The organism is Blastopirellula marina (assembly GCF_002967765.1).
GTDB lineage: Bacteria > Planctomycetota > Planctomycetia > Pirellulales > Pirellulaceae > Bremerella > Bremerella marina_A.
Map to the genome: position 1 here is coordinate 572,660 of NZ_PUHY01000005.1, position 15,113 is coordinate 587,772.

15 protein-coding genes are annotated in these 15,113 nt (G+C 54.5%); 9 read left to right on the forward strand and 6 right to left on the reverse strand.

All coding sequences use genetic code 11. The annotated features are described in order from the left end of the window. Positions 1-48 precede the first annotated feature (48 nt). The 4 genes from C5Y83_RS06645 to C5Y83_RS06660 are packed head-to-tail and all read left to right on the forward strand — an operon-like array spanning position 49 to position 4,275. On the forward strand, positions 49-432 hold the full coding sequence (locus C5Y83_RS06645) for a BlaI/MecI/CopY family transcriptional regulator (RefSeq protein ID WP_105328868.1): 384 nt from the start codon (positions 49-51) through the stop codon (positions 430-432). Next, positions 429-2,330: a M56 family metallopeptidase gene (locus C5Y83_RS06650; protein ID WP_105328869.1), complete on the forward strand. Its 1,902-nt coding sequence runs from the start codon at positions 429-431 to the stop codon at positions 2,328-2,330. The genes C5Y83_RS06645 and C5Y83_RS06650 overlap by 4 nt, the downstream gene beginning before the upstream one ends. 14 nt (positions 2,331-2,344) lie before the next feature. Further along, positions 2,345-3,403 (forward strand): hypothetical protein, encoded by a 1,059-nt coding sequence (locus C5Y83_RS06655; RefSeq protein ID WP_105328870.1) that lies wholly within the window; start codon positions 2,345-2,347, stop codon positions 3,401-3,403. Continuing rightward, entirely contained in the window at positions 3,403-4,275 is an 873-nt protein-coding gene (locus tag C5Y83_RS06660; RefSeq protein ID WP_105328871.1) for a hypothetical protein, read from the forward strand. The genes C5Y83_RS06655 and C5Y83_RS06660 overlap by 1 nt, the downstream gene beginning before the upstream one ends. Before the next feature lie 7 nt (positions 4,276-4,282). Here C5Y83_RS06660 and C5Y83_RS06665 read toward each other — a convergent pair whose 3' ends face one another. Both C5Y83_RS06665 and C5Y83_RS06670 read right to left on the reverse strand, forming a co-directional pair. Next, entirely contained in the window at positions 4,283-6,589 is a 2,307-nt protein-coding gene (locus C5Y83_RS06665; protein WP_105328872.1) for a dienelactone hydrolase family protein, read from the reverse strand. A gap of 76 nt (positions 6,590-6,665) precedes the next feature. After that, entirely contained in the window at positions 6,666-6,950 is a 285-nt protein-coding gene (locus C5Y83_RS06670) for a hypothetical protein (RefSeq protein WP_105328873.1), read from the reverse strand. A 130-nt stretch (positions 6,951-7,080) separates the two neighbouring features. Between C5Y83_RS06670 and C5Y83_RS06675 the strand changes: the two genes are divergently transcribed. Continuing rightward, positions 7,081-7,386, forward strand: coding sequence for a hypothetical protein (locus C5Y83_RS06675; protein ID WP_146117673.1), 306 nt, complete (start codon positions 7,081-7,083; stop codon positions 7,384-7,386). On the opposite strand, the gene C5Y83_RS06680 is transcribed toward C5Y83_RS06675, so the two are convergent. Beyond that, positions 7,383-7,715 carry a hypothetical protein gene (locus C5Y83_RS06680; RefSeq protein ID WP_105328875.1) on the reverse strand — a complete coding sequence of 111 codons (333 nt, stop codon included), beginning with the start codon at positions 7,713-7,715 and terminating at the stop codon, positions 7,383-7,385. The two genes, C5Y83_RS06675 and C5Y83_RS06680, sit on opposite strands and share 4 nt — an antisense overlap. 182 nt (positions 7,716-7,897) lie before the next feature. Next, on the reverse strand, positions 7,898-8,818 hold the full coding sequence (locus tag C5Y83_RS06685) for a malate dehydrogenase (RefSeq protein ID WP_105328876.1): 921 nt from the start codon (positions 8,816-8,818) through the stop codon (positions 7,898-7,900). A gap of 245 nt (positions 8,819-9,063) precedes the next feature. On the opposite strand from C5Y83_RS06685, the gene C5Y83_RS06690 reads away from it, so the two are divergent. Continuing rightward, positions 9,064-9,507 (forward strand): Fur family transcriptional regulator, encoded by a 444-nt coding sequence (locus C5Y83_RS06690; protein ID WP_105328877.1) that lies wholly within the window; start codon positions 9,064-9,066, stop codon positions 9,505-9,507. A gap of 27 nt (positions 9,508-9,534) precedes the next feature. Here C5Y83_RS06690 and C5Y83_RS06695 read toward each other — a convergent pair whose 3' ends face one another. Continuing rightward, positions 9,535-10,005, reverse strand: coding sequence for a hypothetical protein (locus C5Y83_RS06695; RefSeq protein ID WP_105328878.1), 471 nt, complete (start codon positions 10,003-10,005; stop codon positions 9,535-9,537). Between the two features lie 103 nt (positions 10,006-10,108). Next, positions 10,109-11,212 carry a DUF1559 domain-containing protein gene (locus C5Y83_RS06700; protein ID WP_105328879.1) on the reverse strand — a complete coding sequence of 368 codons (1,104 nt, stop codon included), beginning with the start codon at positions 11,210-11,212 and terminating at the stop codon, positions 10,109-10,111. A gap of 384 nt (positions 11,213-11,596) precedes the next feature. On the opposite strand from C5Y83_RS06700, the gene C5Y83_RS06705 reads away from it, so the two are divergent. The 3 genes from C5Y83_RS06705 to C5Y83_RS06715 are packed head-to-tail and all read left to right on the forward strand — an operon-like array spanning position 11,597 to position 15,019. Next, on the forward strand, positions 11,597-12,751 hold the full coding sequence (locus tag C5Y83_RS06705; protein WP_105328880.1) for a xylose operon transcription regulator XylR: 1,155 nt from the start codon (positions 11,597-11,599) through the stop codon (positions 12,749-12,751). Further along, complete coding sequence (locus tag C5Y83_RS06710; RefSeq protein ID WP_105328881.1) at positions 12,748-14,133, forward strand: DUF5690 family protein; 1,386 nt, start codon at positions 12,748-12,750, stop codon at positions 14,131-14,133. The genes C5Y83_RS06705 and C5Y83_RS06710 overlap by 4 nt, the downstream gene beginning before the upstream one ends. A gap of 43 nt (positions 14,134-14,176) precedes the next feature. Then, a complete protein-coding gene (locus C5Y83_RS06715) occupies positions 14,177-15,019 on the forward strand; it encodes a polyphosphate kinase 2 family protein (RefSeq protein ID WP_105328882.1) in 843 nt (280 codons plus the stop codon). Positions 15,020-15,113 lie beyond the last annotated feature (94 nt).

The following is a 15,113-nucleotide window of genomic DNA, read 5'->3' on the forward strand; positions in this document are numbered from 1 at the left end:
CTTGCGGAATACCGGATCACGTTCGGTTACCAACTAGAGGATTATCGGATGCTTAAGCCTTCGAAGGATGTCACCGCCGCGGAGTTGGCGATTTTAGAACAACTGTGGGAGCACCAGTCGGCCACCTTGAAAGAGTTGTCAGGTTGGTTGTATGGATCGACCAGTGCGTCTGACATTGCCACCGTGCAAAAGCTGGTCGCGCGGCTGGAAGCCAAAGAATGCATCAAACGCAACCGAGACGAGTGGCCTCACTTGTTTCAAGCGGCAATCAAGCGTGAAGACTTGATCAGCAAACGTTTGCAGGCCACTGCCGACGAGCTGTGTGATGGAACGTTGAACAGTTTGCTAACGCACTTGGTGAAGTCGGCCAAGTTTAACGCGAAACAGCGGAAGAGTCTTCGTAAACTTCTGGACGATCTGGATAGCAAATGAGCTTTTGGGGCCAACTAATCGCAAGCAACTTGGTCATGGCCTGCCTGATCGGCAGCCTGGCTTGGCTGGTTGGCCGTAATGGTCGCCAGGCAACGCTTGCGCATACGTTGTGGTTGTTGCTGTTCGTTAAACTGATTACGCCGCCGTTAGTAACGGTGCCACTCCCCTTCCCTGAGACTTGGTGGCCGACCGAACTCGCCGTCGTTGAGTTCGACAACAAAGCAGTCACCGCGGGCGAAACGGCTACGGTCGCTCACAGTGGTGAAGAAACCAGTTCTGCTCGTTCCAATCGCAGCGCTCACACAGATCTACCGGCCGCAACTCCAGCAACTAGTTGGAATTGGACTATGCCAATCCATTGGTCGTATGTGTTGGTTGGCGTTTGGTTGATGGGTTTTCTTTGGATTGCGGTTCGAGGTTGTGTCAAGCTAATCCGCTTTTATCGGCTGCTGAGACGCCACGGTACCGTCGATGAAGCAGCGACCGGATTCGTAAGGGGTTTGCTCGTTAGGGCACGTGGTAGCACTTCGCCGCCACGATGTCCGCAAGTGTTGCGAGTTCCCATGCGAGTGTCGCCGATGCTGTTCGGGTGGGGAACCCGAGCTTACATCGTTTGCCCTGATTCTTTGTGGGATGCATTCGATGAAGAGGAGCGAAACGCGTTCCTTGCCCACGAAACGGCTCACTACCACCGCCGCGATCATTGGGTGCGGTGGCTCGAATGGTCGGTCACGGCGTTGTACTGGTGGTTTCCGTTGGTCTATTTCGCTCGCCGTCAATTAGAACGCCATGAAGAAGCCTGTTGCGATGCCTGGGCAGTCCGGATGCTGGAAGCGTCACCAAGGCAATATGCCGAAGCCTTGTTACAGGTGGTCGACTTCATCAGTGAGTACGAAGTGGGGATGGTGCGACTGGCTAGCGGGATGCAGCCAACTTATACGCTGGAAGAACGCTTGCACCTGATCATGAAAGGTGGCCGACCAATCGAACAAGCACGCCGCTTTCGTACTTGGTTCGGCATGGCTTGTCTGATGCTTTGTGTGTTGCACCCGATCGTTAAGCTCTACCGTCCGCTGCCTTTGCCGACGAACGTGGTTGCGACACGCGATTCCGATTCCAACCTCAACCAGTTGAAATCAGATTCAACAAGACCGGCGAATAACCATACTGCCGAGCCTCTCGATTTGCCACCAGAACCGGAAGGATTTTGGAATAGTCGTCCGAAAACACGCTGGGCGGACGTGTCGCTCTCGCTGCCAGGAGCGCGATTGGTGGCAGACGCAGATGAAGGGGTACGCTTCATGACAGCGGACGGAAAGACGCTGCAATTCAAGACGGAGGAGCTAACTTCGGTCGCCGAGATCGCCGCAACCAAGCGTGTTGTGATCGGCAATCAGGAGGGACAGTTGCGACTTTGGGACCTGGCCGCCGCCATGCCGGTTTCGTTGATTGGTTTGCACCCTGCCCCCGTGACGAGCGTAGCCTATCACGAGAAAGCAGGCCTTTTCTCTGCCGATGAAGCTGGCTCGGTGATGCGGTGGGATGTTCAGTCCGGCCAGGTCCTCGCCACGTGGGCTGAAACTTCTTCTTCGGTTCAATCGGTTCGCTTGTCTAACGATGGCCAGTCGCTGGCAATCCTATGCGGGGCATGGGAAGACCTCGGCCAACCGCAACAATTGTTCGTTGTTGACAGTCAAACTCTTCGCCCCAAGTTCAATGTGTCGCCGCCGATCGGTACGGCCGTGGTTGTTCCCTCCACGACAGGAGGTTGGTACTCCGTGCGATGGACGGGCCATATCACTGACTTAACGACAGGAGTCCTTCTCGGGCAAATACCGAAACACCATGTCTCATCGCTCGTATTGTGCCAAGACTCACCTTTACAAAAGTCGCCATGAAGGAAAACAGGCTAATGCGATTTCATCTATGCCACCCGTTGTCAGCGATCGTTTTCGTTTCCTTCGTTTGTGTTGCTACATTCGCTCATGCACAAGAGACCGCGGAGGAAACGAAGGTTGACCTGCCTAAGCGATGGGTGTTGATTGCGTGCGGTTTGCCAGGGGACGACGAACATCGCGTGCGTCTAACAAAGGCTTGTCGTCAGCTGATAAGCGGAGCCGAGACGACTCTTGGCGCTTCGCCAGAGCAGATCCGCATCCTCGCCGGTGATGAGACGATGAAAAACGACCTCGCCAATGAAGCGATCGACGTAGGGATTTGTACCAAGGAAACTATGCCCGCCACGCTCAGCGAACTTGGTGGCTTGGCGCAACGTCGTGATGGATGTTGGGTATTCCTCTTGGGGCATTCGCATTTATACGGACTCGAAAGCAAGTTCAACGTCGCTGGACCTGACTTTCATCAAGCAGAGTTCGCTCAGTGGGCCGAGGTGATTCAGTGCCAGGAACAAGTCTTCTGGGTGACCATGCCAGTCAGTGGGTTTTGGATCAAACCGCTCTCAAATGATACTCGTGTGATCGTATCTGCCACCGAGGCTGATGCTGAGTTCACCGGCACGGAAATGCCGTACGCGTTGGCCAGTCACCTGGCAGGGAGTGGCGACTATTATCAATTGGAAGACGTCGATAAAGATCGATCTCTTTCGCTGCTCGATCTTTATCTTTCCGTAAACCTCGAAATCGATGCCACATTCAAAACACTCGACCGGTTGCAGACCGAGCATGCCCAACTAGAAGACAATGGGGACGGTCGAGGGAAGGAAGTGCAGTTGCCCTACTTACCGGTGGTCGTCGAAGACCCGGAAGTCACGGAGGATGACGAAGATGTAACGGAAGAAATCGCCGCTGAGGACGAGGAGCCGAATGAAGATGAGGCGGCGTCGAACGATGACGCGTCAGTCGAGGAAACCCCCATTAACCCGTTTGGCGTGCGCCCCGAGGTAACCATCCAATTCGAGTCGAATATGGATGGCTACCGTGCACAACGAATCTTGTTGAGGAGACCCCAGTGATGCCCAGGTTGTCCCGTCAGCTATTTCTTCGTACTACCGTGCCCGCATGGTGTCTGGCCGCGTTTCTTCTTGTAAGCGTAGCCAACGCTCAGGAAGACGAGACGAAGGAGCCTGTAAACGAAGAAGTGACCCGCGCAAAAGTGTGGTTCGACAAGTTCGATAAGCAAGTAGTGTCGCTGGAGATGAAAGAGAAGTCGGCAAGTAAACCGTTCAAGGTGGTAATGCCGCCCCTGATGCGATTCTCGATTGAAGGAAACATTTTCGGATCGGTCTACGTTTGGGAAGATACCGATCAGCGGCTCGCAGCGATTGGAACGCTGGGGTCGCTTCCCTTTAATAGCGTTCAAACGCAGTTCACCGAATTTCACTTGCTAAAGCCACAGCCAATCGAGCCGATGAAATTTGTCGGTTTCCCCGGAAAAAATTGGAATCCAGACGTAACGGCCCTCGCCTTCAAGAGCTTTCCTGAGGCGAGCCCGGTGGCACCCAATGAAGCCCGTCGTCTTGCACAAATGCGCGCCCTGGCTCGGCAATTCAGTGCCGAGATGGATCATCGTGATCAAAAGAACAGGCTACGAATGTTGGCTCAGCCGATCTATCGATACAAGGATTCGACACAGGAACGCGACGGAGCGTTGTTTGCGTTTGTGTGGGACAACGGAACCGATCCAGAGCTAATTGTGCGGATCGAAGCGACGAAGCAAGAGGATGGGATCATTTGGCAATATCAGCCAGTTCGATTCACTTATCGGGCACTTCGCTTGCACCACGAAGGAGAACCGGTCTGGGAGGTCAGCGAATTCTTTGAGCGTGATCGACCTGTCCAAGTCTCTCCTTACGTCACGGGACTCATGTGGCTTCCGGAGTGGTAGGTCGCGGTTACTCCGGTTTAGGCCAATTCAAATGGCGATGCAGAAAGTCAAAGGTTGCCTCGCCGTTGATCGTATGGGGACCATCAAACCATTCAATCTCGCAGCGATCAGGTAGATGGAGCCGAGCGGCATAAAGGTGGCGAACCTTGGCGAACTCGTAAGCCACCGTCTCATCGTCCGCGACCCCGTCGAAATGCCCACGTTCGACCATGAAGGGCCGCGGTGCAATTAGTCCGGCCATTTCCGCGTAGCCAAACGTGCTCCCTAAATCAAACTCGAAAATCTCATATTCGCCCGTCCAAATGTAACTACGCGGGTTGCGAGTCGACGCGTTCTTATCGATCCATTCATTGAAGTCCCCCGAGCAAATCACGGCACAATATTCGGGGACTAACGGTGGAATCCGCATCGCCGACTTGCCCCCGTAACTGAGGCCGTAGAAGGCAATTCGTTCGGGGTCGACAAATGGCTGCTCCTTAAGCCAAGAGACAATCTGCTGATGCTGCGGAATGATGATTGAAAATAGCGTCTTGCCCAGCGGGTTCGCCTTCCGTTGAAGAGAGCGGAAACGATCGGTGAAGATGTACAAGTTTTGCGGACAAAAGGTGATGAAACCTCGCTCGGCCAGCTTTCCGGCATATGCCTTGTAAGCGGCATGCTTCTCTTCGCCGATCAGGTCGCGAGGTCGCCCTTCAAGTCCATGTTGGCAGACGACAACTGGACGCTGCTCTTCTTCTTTCAAGTCGTTGGGAAGAATGAGTAGACCGTATGCGATAACCTCAGGAAAGACGTCCAGCACCACTTCGTAGGCTGTCCATTGGTCCGTTCGATAAGCTTGTCGGCTACGGGCATTGGCGGGCAGCCGAGGTAAATCGAACTGGCCAATGGTTTCCTGGGCGAATGTTTCCCGATACGGCGCAACACTCTCCTCGAACGCTTCCAAGGATGAGGTGTCGGGTTGGAAGAACGCTTTACGAGCATACGTGCTTTCGCGGAGTAAACGCTGATTGAATTGATCGATCTGCTGCATCTGCCGCACCATGCGGGCGGTGGGATCGATCGGATTGGCCTGATACTTCGGCAACTTGCCCGGTGGTTTAAGATCGAACTTTGCGGGCAGGCCTTCGAGAAGCGACAGCAAAGTGATCTCTTTGCCAAAACGTATGTCCTGGGGTGACCCGTTAATCGTCGACCAAGTCTCATTGGTCAGCGGTCTTACGACGTCGAGAGCCTTCTTCCACTCTTTGACCACTTCCGTTCGCTCGGGAGCCACGATCTTTCCCGGGGCGGAACCATGCTGGCCTGGGATGTCATCCGTCGCAAAGTGTTCGTCCTCGATAATTAACGTGCGGGGGGCGATCATCGAGGCGACTTGGCTATCGCCGAACTGGTTGAGAAGGCCGAATACGTTGCGATCAATCGGTTGTTGCCAAAGCGTTTCCCGCGGTCCAAAGTAACCGCTCACGGCGACCGACTTCAGCCGCGTGTCGAGAGCCGCCGAATAAAACGCGAGTAGCCCACCTTCCCCGTAGCCGATCACTCCAATCGGCAACTCGTTAGCTGCCTCAAACGCATCGACTGCTGCAAGTACCTTTTGCACCTCGTAGCCGATCAAGTGGCGGCCAAGTTCAAATGCGGAGCGGTACAAGAGTTCGCGACCTGGCAATTGGCTTTGCCGCGGTCCCGCAAACTGCAAGAGACCCCGCTCACGCGATATCACGGTTGGTACAATCACACGGATTCCGTTTTCCGCTAATCGTCGTGCGAATTGATCAATTTCTGGGATACCTTCTTCCAAGCCAACGAGTTGTTCTGGCGTTTGCGACGCATCGGGAATCGCGATCACATTGCCGCGGATTTCTCCTTTAGGTAGCAATAGCAATCCCTCGCCTTCGATCTCACCGCACACTGGCCAGCGAACCGCCAGCACATCGAACGTGTCGGAAGTGGCAAGGATCGCTGGCTGATCGATCGCGGTGCTACGCTGGAATTGAATCGTTTCGTGCCGTGGATCACGCACACCGAGTAGGTGCCCGAGCTTAGCGCGCTTCTTCGCGATTGACTTCTCGTAGGCGGCTTCTGACTTGGTATCGCGCTGCCAAAACGTTTCTCGCTGTTGAGCGGCGAGCTCGGTCTGCTGCAATAGAAATCGATCGACCCCGTCGACCAATTTCGAGGCGATATCGTCATCCATTTCCAGCGGACGAGTGCCTGCCAGAGGCGGCCCAAATTGGCGTTCAGGCATCTGAGCCAAAGTTGGGGCGAAGATCGAGAGGAGCAAACAGCCAGACAGCAGTTGAGCAAATAGACGCATTGCGAGTGATCCGAGGAGGCGGGAGCGATCGAGGTAGGAGACCGCTACGATACCACGGATGCTCGAATGAGGAAACTTATTTCGTATCAGGATCGGAAGGGTTCGTTCGTGTCCTAATTAAGACAGAGCTCAGCATGGTGAATACTGCGGTGGATACCAGCACCATTGCAGCGAAGGCGATCACCGGAAGCCGCAGGAATACTCGATGGGTGACTAGGTCGGCACCCAGATCGCCGCCTGAATCTTGCCACTGGAGCGACAAGAGTACCTCCCATCCCGACCAATCGATTGCGCCAGTGAAAGTTCCCAAGACGACCAGCAAGACAACCAAGCCGAAAGACAGAAGGACGCGGCGAAGCAATTTTCGGTTCCTGATTTCGTGAAAAATGGAATTTCAAATGATACTAGCTGCAGATACGAGCAAGCTCAATCCAAGAGCACTTCTGAGTTTCCGAGCTTTCACTCCGACGGATCTAGAAAGATATGCGCACATGAGTACCCAGAAGTTCCGCGATCGCTTAGTAAGATTGGGCCGCACGAAGGTCGAAGTGGTTCAGCCCTATTGGAAGATTGCAGAGGTGTACGACATACAGCTCAGCGTCGAGATGGCTTCCACGCAAGAACATGCGTTCGCGGAGGTGACGAGGATCTTTCCCGTCGACTGGCACGAAGGCGATGCGTTTATGCTTTGGAGCAGCGACGGAAATCTTGATTTCGCGTCGCTACCGTTTTCGTGGGTTGCGTGCGACTACATTGCTCTCGCGGAATGTTTCGATCGCTTACCACCTGCGGACTAATCTTCTGCGACCAATGCCGCATCGATGGTCAGTGTCTGGCCGTCAGGCATTGCGATCACACGTTGCTCTTGCCAAGCTGACAAGTTCTCCTCCACGTAGTGCATCGCACGCACCAGGGCTTTTTCTTCTTCGTGGCTAACCGTTTCACTGGTGCCGGTCAGGAGGGTCAAGACTTGAACGCTACCGGTGTCGGCTCCATAAGCCGCCACGGCGCTGATCATGACCTGAACCGATACGAGACCCCAGCGATCGTACAAATACTCGAAGGCTTCTTGGTTGGTGGCAATCACGGTGCTTTTCTCGCGAGCAAGGAGATAAGAGTCCGGCATCCTCGGCCAGATCAGCGCGGACGCGCGGGATGGAGAAGTTTCTGCGTTCATGCCTAAAGCATATTACGGATCTGGACGAATGGTCGCGGTTGCCCGCGAGCCATCGGTGACCTATCACCGAAATTGGTAGTGGTTGTAACGGTTAGGCAGTGCCAGTCCGCGTGTTGTTAATGATTCGTCTCTTACCAACACGACTGCAGGCTCGAATTGACTGCGCTTAACTGGCGAGCCGAGTGATGAAGTTGCGCTTGTTCTTCCTCGTTCAACGCGATTTGTAACGTTTGTGCGATCCCTGTGCGTCCGATCACGGCCGGGAGAGAGAGGCAAACGTCTTCGATTCCGTAATATCCCTGGACCAGCGTCGATACCGGCATCGTGTGATGCGAATTGTCGCGAATCGCTTCCAGAATCATCGCGGCCGCGCTTGCCACAGCGAAGTTGGTGTACCCCTTCGCTAGAAAGACTTCCGGCGCAACGCTAAGCGTCTTCTCGAACGATTGCTTGACCACCGGATCTTGACCCATATGCCAACCACCCGCAAAGACGGCACTTAGAACAGGAAATTGCGAATCGCCATGCTCACCTAAGATATAAGCCCGAATGTCGTCCGAGTGGATGTTGTAATGGGCCGAGAGCAACGAACGAAACCGAGCACTATCGATCAATGTGCCGGTCCCGATCACGCGGTGAGGAGGAAAGCCCGAGAGCTTGAGCGTAGCGTACGTCAGTACATCGACCGGATTGGAAACAATCAGCAAGATCGCGTCGGGGCTCAGTTCGGCCACCTTAGGGACAACCGACTGAAACAGTTTCGCGTTCGGCTCAGCCGAAGCCAGGCGATCTTTGGCATTCCCACCTTTATCTGCTGACTCGGCCAATGCCAGGATCACCACTTGCGAGTTCTTCGTTGCTTCGATATCGCCAGAGCGAACCGCCACACGACCTGGCGAGAGCGCGGCCGCATGCTGCAAGTCTAGGGCTTCACCCCGCGTCCGACCAGCGCTGCGGCTAACCAGGACCAGTTCGCTGGCCAGGTTCTTCATCACCATGGCATATCCCAGCGTAACGCCCACCTTGCCGACACCGATAATCGAAACCTTCATGCACGCACCTTCCCCCGTTTTTGTGGCAAAAGCCCAATCTGCATTAGCGGCGCGAATCGCTCAAGGGGCTATCTCCCACATTCCTTGGCTTGAGTCGATTTAGATGGATCCGCGAGACAAATTCATAATTTCGGCATCTGCGAACGGAGGCCTGTTGGCACATATCGGGCGGGCTCGCAGTTGCAAGTAGGTTGCAAGTGCGATATTCTTGGAGGAACTATTTCGTTCAATTGTATGGTTCGCAGATGGCACGTAATCGCAACGCACAGTTCTCGATCGAAGCCGCCAAGACTTTGTTGCGGTCGGCCGGCCTACGCTGTACTGCGGCTCGCATCGCCGTAATTCAGACGCTAGGTGATCACCAGACACCACTTAGTCCGATGGAAGTTGCCGATAACTTAGCCGAGTTCGGTTTTGATAAGTCGACGATTTATCGTTCATTGACGGAACTGGACGAATCGGGCTTGGTGGCTCGTTTAGACTTAGGAGACTCGGTGCGTCGGTTCGAACTCTTGCCGCAAGATGCCCAAGGCAATTCTGGACATCCGCATTTCATGTGCGTCGATTGCGGCAAGGTTACCTGCTTGTCTGGCTTTCACGTCGAGCTTGTGCCAGACGACCCCGGGCAAGAGCTTCCAGGGGCACTTGGCGAAGTGTTGATCAAAGGGCACTGTAACGCCTGCGGTTGAGAAAACTGTGGGCGACTTACATGCGTGCTAAGAAGCGTCCGGCCCGAGTTCTTCTTTCAACGACGTCGCGAACGCCTCGCGAATGTCTTCTTTGATTTCACTGGCGCCGTTGACCTGAGCAATTATCGCTGCGGCGATCCCCTCCCCTTCGCCAAGCGATTGAACGTGACGCACTTTCGCCGCGCAGTCGCTGGCGATCGCTTGCACACTGTTGGGATCTGGGCGATTGCCGTCCCCGCCACGATCGGCCTCCATTTGACTTACCTTCGAAGAGCGTGAGTTGGCCGATGGCTTCTTTCGCATCTCTCCGATGTGAGCCGTCTTCAAACGAGTTACCATTTCCTTGCCAAGTGACTCGGCCGAATATTGGAAGTCTTTCATTCGGTCGTTGAGGGCCGTGCTTTGATATCCACAGCCAATCACGCCCAAGATACATCCCAGTAGACCGGCGAACAGGAGGAATTCTCCCCAGGAAACAAATTCTTTGGCAGCGTTCATGATCGTGGCCGTTGGTATAGAAGGAAGTGATAGACGCGTGGCAACCATTAGGTGGCCCTGCGACAACCTGTCATGTTGTCGCAGGTAGAACGGATACATCGATTTAGAACTGACCAACAATATCGCCGGCATTGGACGAACCAAGCGCCCACCAAGCCTCGATATCGATCGTATCGGGGATGAAGCGAACCGAACCGTCGGCTAGTGAAACCTGTACGCCGCCAGGATGATTGGACGACGGCGTGATCGCACCATCCGCCTCACTGCAGCGGAACCAATCGGTGTTATAGCCAGGGATCGAGATCGTATTGGGAGGGAACACATGGTTGTAAAGGTGCTTCTCCCAGCTGCTGGTATACAACCAGGTGAGTCCTTTGTATTGACTCCAATCGCTCCAGTTCACGTGATTGGCCAAACCATCGGCGACTACGTCACGAATGTTCGTGCCAGGCTGCTGAATCATGCCCGAGCCGGTGTAGTACAGGTTACGTCGCTTATCAGGATGATTACCTTGGCCATCGTTGACCAGCGATTCGCTCATCGCCGCCGTGTTGGAAAGCCCGTCGGTCAGGTCTTTGAACGAAACGGTATGGTTCGACCCGGCGAGCCATTGTCCTTGGCAGTTCGCCGTGCCTGGTCCCTGACTCGACATTCGCGAGTGCGAGATGTAACCGCGCGACGAGGAGCTCGTGCCACCAATCGGCAAACTCAACTGACGCGGGGGACCTGCATTGGCGACGTAATTGAAGTTAGCCAGCCCGGACACGTTGCTGTTGGTGACGCTTTCGCTTGGGCAAACAAACGTTTCAATAGGAACGCGAGCAATCTTTCCCAGCTCGGTACTACCGTCGACCAAACCGCTCCACGAGTAACCTGATCCGGTCAGCTCGGACGGAACGAAATCAAACGCCGCGATCTCTTCCACACTTGGCAAGATACCGAAGTACCAAGACAAGTTGCCGGAGGTACCGGAGCCGTAATCATGCGCGGCACGATGCATGTGCAGCGGCGTGGCGTGATTAATGTCGTGGTACAAGTGCGTCGCCAACGTAAGCTGCTTCATGTTGTTGGTGCACTGCATCCGCCGGGCGGCCTCGCGGGCTTGTTGGACGGCCGGCAGCAACAGGCCAACCAGGACGCCGATAATGGCAATCACTACCAGCAACTCGACGAGGGTGAAGCCGGACGATCTTCTCGTTCGAGACATGACAATAATTCTCCGAGTAGCAGGCAAAAGGATGGAAAGCGTTCAACGGATAGATGAAACCGGAACCACGCCGGCACCCGAGGCACCCAGCAGCTCTTTTCTGTTCCATTCACGGCCATGGATGCCGGCGTGACGAGCGCTATTTTGCAAACCGTTGGCGCGCTGGTCCACGGAGATTTGCGCATTGATCTTGATTAAACGCGCACTTCATGATTTCCTCGTAAATCATGTAACAGAATGTTAATATATCGTTAATTAATACCTCGCTGGTCCCCAATGAAATGTGATTCGGTCACAATGACGGCTGATAGTTGGCATGTTGCCTGACGAAATGCGCACAGTGGCGAACACTCCCCACAGGGGGCGGACCTTCGGAAACGTGGTATGAAGAACGTCATCGTCCTCATTGAAACCTCCACCGGCTGGGGCTCGGGGATGGTACGAGGAATTGCCGATTACCTGGATGAGTGTGGCGAGCCTTGGAACGTCTTTCTTGAACCACGGGGCAAGTTCGAACCGCTCCGAATTCCTAAAGGTTGGGATGGAGACGGTATCATCGCCAGGGTCAACAATCCGCTCTTAGCGGACGAGATCCTCGCGTCGGGCATCCCGTGTGTAAATGTCTCGTGGTACGACTACGGCAAAGGGATTATTGCCCGCTGTACTCTGGATGAAGAAGAGAGCGGTCGTTTGGCTGCTAAATATTATCTAGAGAAGAAGTACACCCACTTTGCGTACTGCGGTTCCCCTTGGCGTCCCGATTATTACGACGACTTATTCGGCCGAGCCTATGCTCAGTACTTAGCGACCGCAGGCTTTCCCTGTTTTAACTTTCCTCCCCGCGAGATCGATCCCGAGCAACCTTGGATCGATCAGCTTCGTCAGTTGGGAACTTGGCTCAAGACTTTGCCAACACCGTGTGCTGTGCTGGCGATCGATACGCAAACGTCTCGTCAGCTGATCGAAGCCGCCAAGTTGGTCGGGCTCGGTGTGCCCGATGCCATCGCCGTACTGGCAGGGGAATACGACGAACTGGCCAGCGGCATCACCCGCCCCAAGTTGTCCATGCTCGACAATGCTGCCCATAGCGTTGGACACAATGCGGCAAAACTTCTCGACCGCATCATGCATGGTCAGGCCGATGGAAGCGAGTTGGTTACCATTTCGCCAACCAACGTGATTTCGGCACAATCGACCGACTGGACCGTACTGCCCGATGAGCGACTGGTACATGCGCTGCGATTTGTGCGGGATAACTACCACCGTCCGATCCAAGTCGCCGATCTGGCGGAACATGCTGGTACGTCACGACGTTTGCTCGAACAACTTTTCGATCGCTATCTCGATATCTCTCCCAGTCGGCAAATTTTGGCGGTGCGTTTAGATGCCGCGAAGCAACTATTAGGACGATCGGTCCTTTCTATGTCAGAGATCGCGGCGCGCTGCGGCTTCGATTCCCCGGAAGTCATGTGCCGCGCGTTCCGGCGCGAGGTCAGCATGTCTCCTTCGGAGTATCGACAGAGAAGGCGACTGCAATGAACCCGTTTCGCGGTAGTCGTGCCTTGCACGATCGATTGGAAAAAGCGAGCCCATGGGCGGTCGTCCTATTCGCCTCGAGCACTTCCTTTGCTGTCTATTTCTGCATGTACGCCTTTCGTAAGCCGTTTACCGTGGCGACCTATGCAGGGCTTTCGTTTGGCGAAACTGGCATCGAACTGAAAACCGCACTCGTCCTCGGACAACTACTCGGTTATGCCCTGTCGAAGTACATTGGCATCAAGTTCTGCTCGCAGTTGAAACGCGAGAACTTATTGATGGCAACGATCGGACTGATCTTCCTTGCCCAAGCTGCCCTGCTAGGATTTGCCCTCTTGCCTGGCGGTTGGAAGGTGGCTGCCATCTTTGCCAATGGCCTTCCACTCGGCATGGTTTGGGGCCTGGCGATGCGCTACCTAGAAGGGCGACGTGCTACCGAGATCATGGTAGCAACGCTCAGTTGCTCGTACATCTTTGCCACCGGAGCCGTTAAGGATATTGGGCAGCGCATCCTGGAGTTCGGCCACGTCGATCAATTTTGGATGCCGTTTTGGACGGGGCTTGTCTTCTTACCGCCGCTGGTGATCTCGGCTTGGCTGTTAGATGCCTTACCCCAGCCAGATTTGAACGACCAGCGGGAACGATCGCACCGTTCGGCAATGACCACGCACGATCAATGGGCGTTTCTGGCACACTTTTCAGTGGGCTTGATCTTGCTGAGCTTTATTTACGTCCTGCTTACGGCATTCCGTGATTTTCGCGACAACTACGCGGCCGATATTCTGCACGAACTTGGCCTGGCCGACGTGCCAGGAATCTTCACCAAGGTCGAGGTAGTCAGCGCGGTGATCATTGCTTTGACGCTGGCCGGGCTCAGCTTCTTTCGGCATAACCGGCATGCCTTGGTCGCGACGTTTGCAATCATGTTAAGTGGTGTCGTCATGCTGGGAGGGACGACGCTGTTGTTTCAAGCGGAACTGGTGAGCGGCTTGGCTTGGATGATATTCGTCGGGCTCGGGGCCTACCTGGCGTACGTACCTTACACGGTGCTGTTCGATCGGATCTTCGCGGCGACGCGTGCTTCAGGAACTTCCGTGTTCGCGATCTATCTGATCGACTCGCTCGGCTACACCGGATCGACGGCAATCCAAGTCTACAAAGACTTATGGAAGGCAGAACAATCGCGGCTACTCTTCTTTCAAAACTTTTCCTTGGCGTTGTCGATGATTGGCTTTGTTGCGTTACTGGTCAGTGGTTGGTACTTCATTCGTGAGGAACGTTTAGCCCGCGAGGCAAGTGTGGACCACGCAGCTAACTCGGTTGTCGAAACCTCAACGGAATCGCCTGCCGCATTGGGAAATCACGCCGCAGCGGATACAACATAAGGAGCTATTGGTTTCGCACCCTTTGAAATCCGCGAGGTGCTTGATGGATTATTACGAACGTTTTCGTGTCACGCCCGGCAGCAAAGTCGATCTCAACAAGTTCGATCCTTCGCACAAGAAGCTGCACAACGAACGGCAAGAAGCCGAGCAAGAGACGATTCACCTTCGCGAAAGAATTCGCGATCTGCAATACGAAATGTATGCCGAACGGAAGCGATCGCTACTGGTCGTGCTGCAGGGACGCGATGCTGCCGGTAAGGATGGAACCGTCCGACATGTTTTCAGAGCGATGAATCCGCAGGGTTGCCGCGTGGTAAGCTTCAAAGTTCCCTCGAAGGACGAAGCTGAACATGACTTCCTGTGGCGTTGTCACAAAGTCACGCCCGGCCTGGGCCACATTACCGTTTTTAATCGTTCGCACTACGAAGACGTCCTCGTTCAGCGGGTTCACAATATCGTTCCGAAAGAAGTCTGGTCGAAGCGATATCAGCAGATCAACGATTTCGAGAAGATGTTGTACGAGAACGGCACGCACATCTTGAAGTTCTACTTGCACATCGACCAGGAAGAGCAACTCGAGCGTTTCAAGAAGCGGTTGGACAAGCCAGCCAAGAATTGGAAGATCAGCGAAAGCGACTACTCCGAGCGGCCATACTGGGATGACTACACCAAAGCGTTTGAGGAGGCTTTGCGACGTTGCAGTACCGAACACGCGCCTTGGTTCATTATCCCCTCGAATCGGAAGTGGTTTCGGAATCTGGTCGTGGCGCGCATCTTGGTCGCCGCGTTTGAATCGTTTGACATGAAGTTCCCAGAACCGACTGTCGATTTGGACGAAATTCGCCAGCTTTACCACGCCGAAGTCAAGAAGGAAAACGGTTCCTAGCGACGGCCAGTTCGAGCGTGACAAGGAATCCGGCGAGGTCTATACTGAACGTCTCCCTCCTCCCCTTTTCCTTCACTCCATTCGGCGGATCGTA

Bases quoted from the DNA above. Each gene is read 5' to 3' on its own strand.
- C5Y83_RS06645 (WP_105328868.1), top strand. From the start codon at position 49: ATGCTTAAGCCTTCGAAGGATGTCACCGCCGCGGAGTTGGCGATTTTA.
- C5Y83_RS06650 (WP_105328869.1), top strand. From the start codon at position 429: ATGAGCTTTTGGGGCCAACTAATCGCAAGCAACTTGGTCATGGCCTGC.
- C5Y83_RS06655 (WP_105328870.1), top strand. From the start codon at position 2,345: ATGCGATTTCATCTATGCCACCCGTTGTCAGCGATCGTTTTCGTTTCC.
- C5Y83_RS06660 (WP_105328871.1), top strand. From the start codon at position 3,403: ATGCCCAGGTTGTCCCGTCAGCTATTTCTTCGTACTACCGTGCCCGCA.
- C5Y83_RS06665 (WP_105328872.1), bottom strand. From the start codon at position 6,589: ATGCGTCTATTTGCTCAACTGCTGTCTGGCTGTTTGCTCCTCTCGATC.
- C5Y83_RS06675 (WP_146117673.1), top strand. From the start codon at position 7,081: ATGAGTACCCAGAAGTTCCGCGATCGCTTAGTAAGATTGGGCCGCACG.
- C5Y83_RS06680 (WP_105328875.1), bottom strand. From the start codon at position 7,715: ATGCCGGACTCTTATCTCCTTGCTCGCGAGAAAAGCACCGTGATTGCC.
- C5Y83_RS06685 (WP_105328876.1), bottom strand. From the start codon at position 8,818: ATGAAGGTTTCGATTATCGGTGTCGGCAAGGTGGGCGTTACGCTGGGA.
- C5Y83_RS06690 (WP_105328877.1), top strand. From the start codon at position 9,064: ATGGCACGTAATCGCAACGCACAGTTCTCGATCGAAGCCGCCAAGACT.
- C5Y83_RS06695 (WP_105328878.1), bottom strand. From the start codon at position 10,005: ATGAACGCTGCCAAAGAATTTGTTTCCTGGGGAGAATTCCTCCTGTTC.
- C5Y83_RS06700 (WP_105328879.1), bottom strand. From the start codon at position 11,212: ATGTCTCGAACGAGAAGATCGTCCGGCTTCACCCTCGTCGAGTTGCTG.
- C5Y83_RS06705 (WP_105328880.1), top strand. From the start codon at position 11,597: ATGAAGAACGTCATCGTCCTCATTGAAACCTCCACCGGCTGGGGCTCG.
- C5Y83_RS06710 (WP_105328881.1), top strand. From the start codon at position 12,748: ATGAACCCGTTTCGCGGTAGTCGTGCCTTGCACGATCGATTGGAAAAA.
- C5Y83_RS06715 (WP_105328882.1), top strand. From the start codon at position 14,177: ATGGATTATTACGAACGTTTTCGTGTCACGCCCGGCAGCAAAGTCGAT.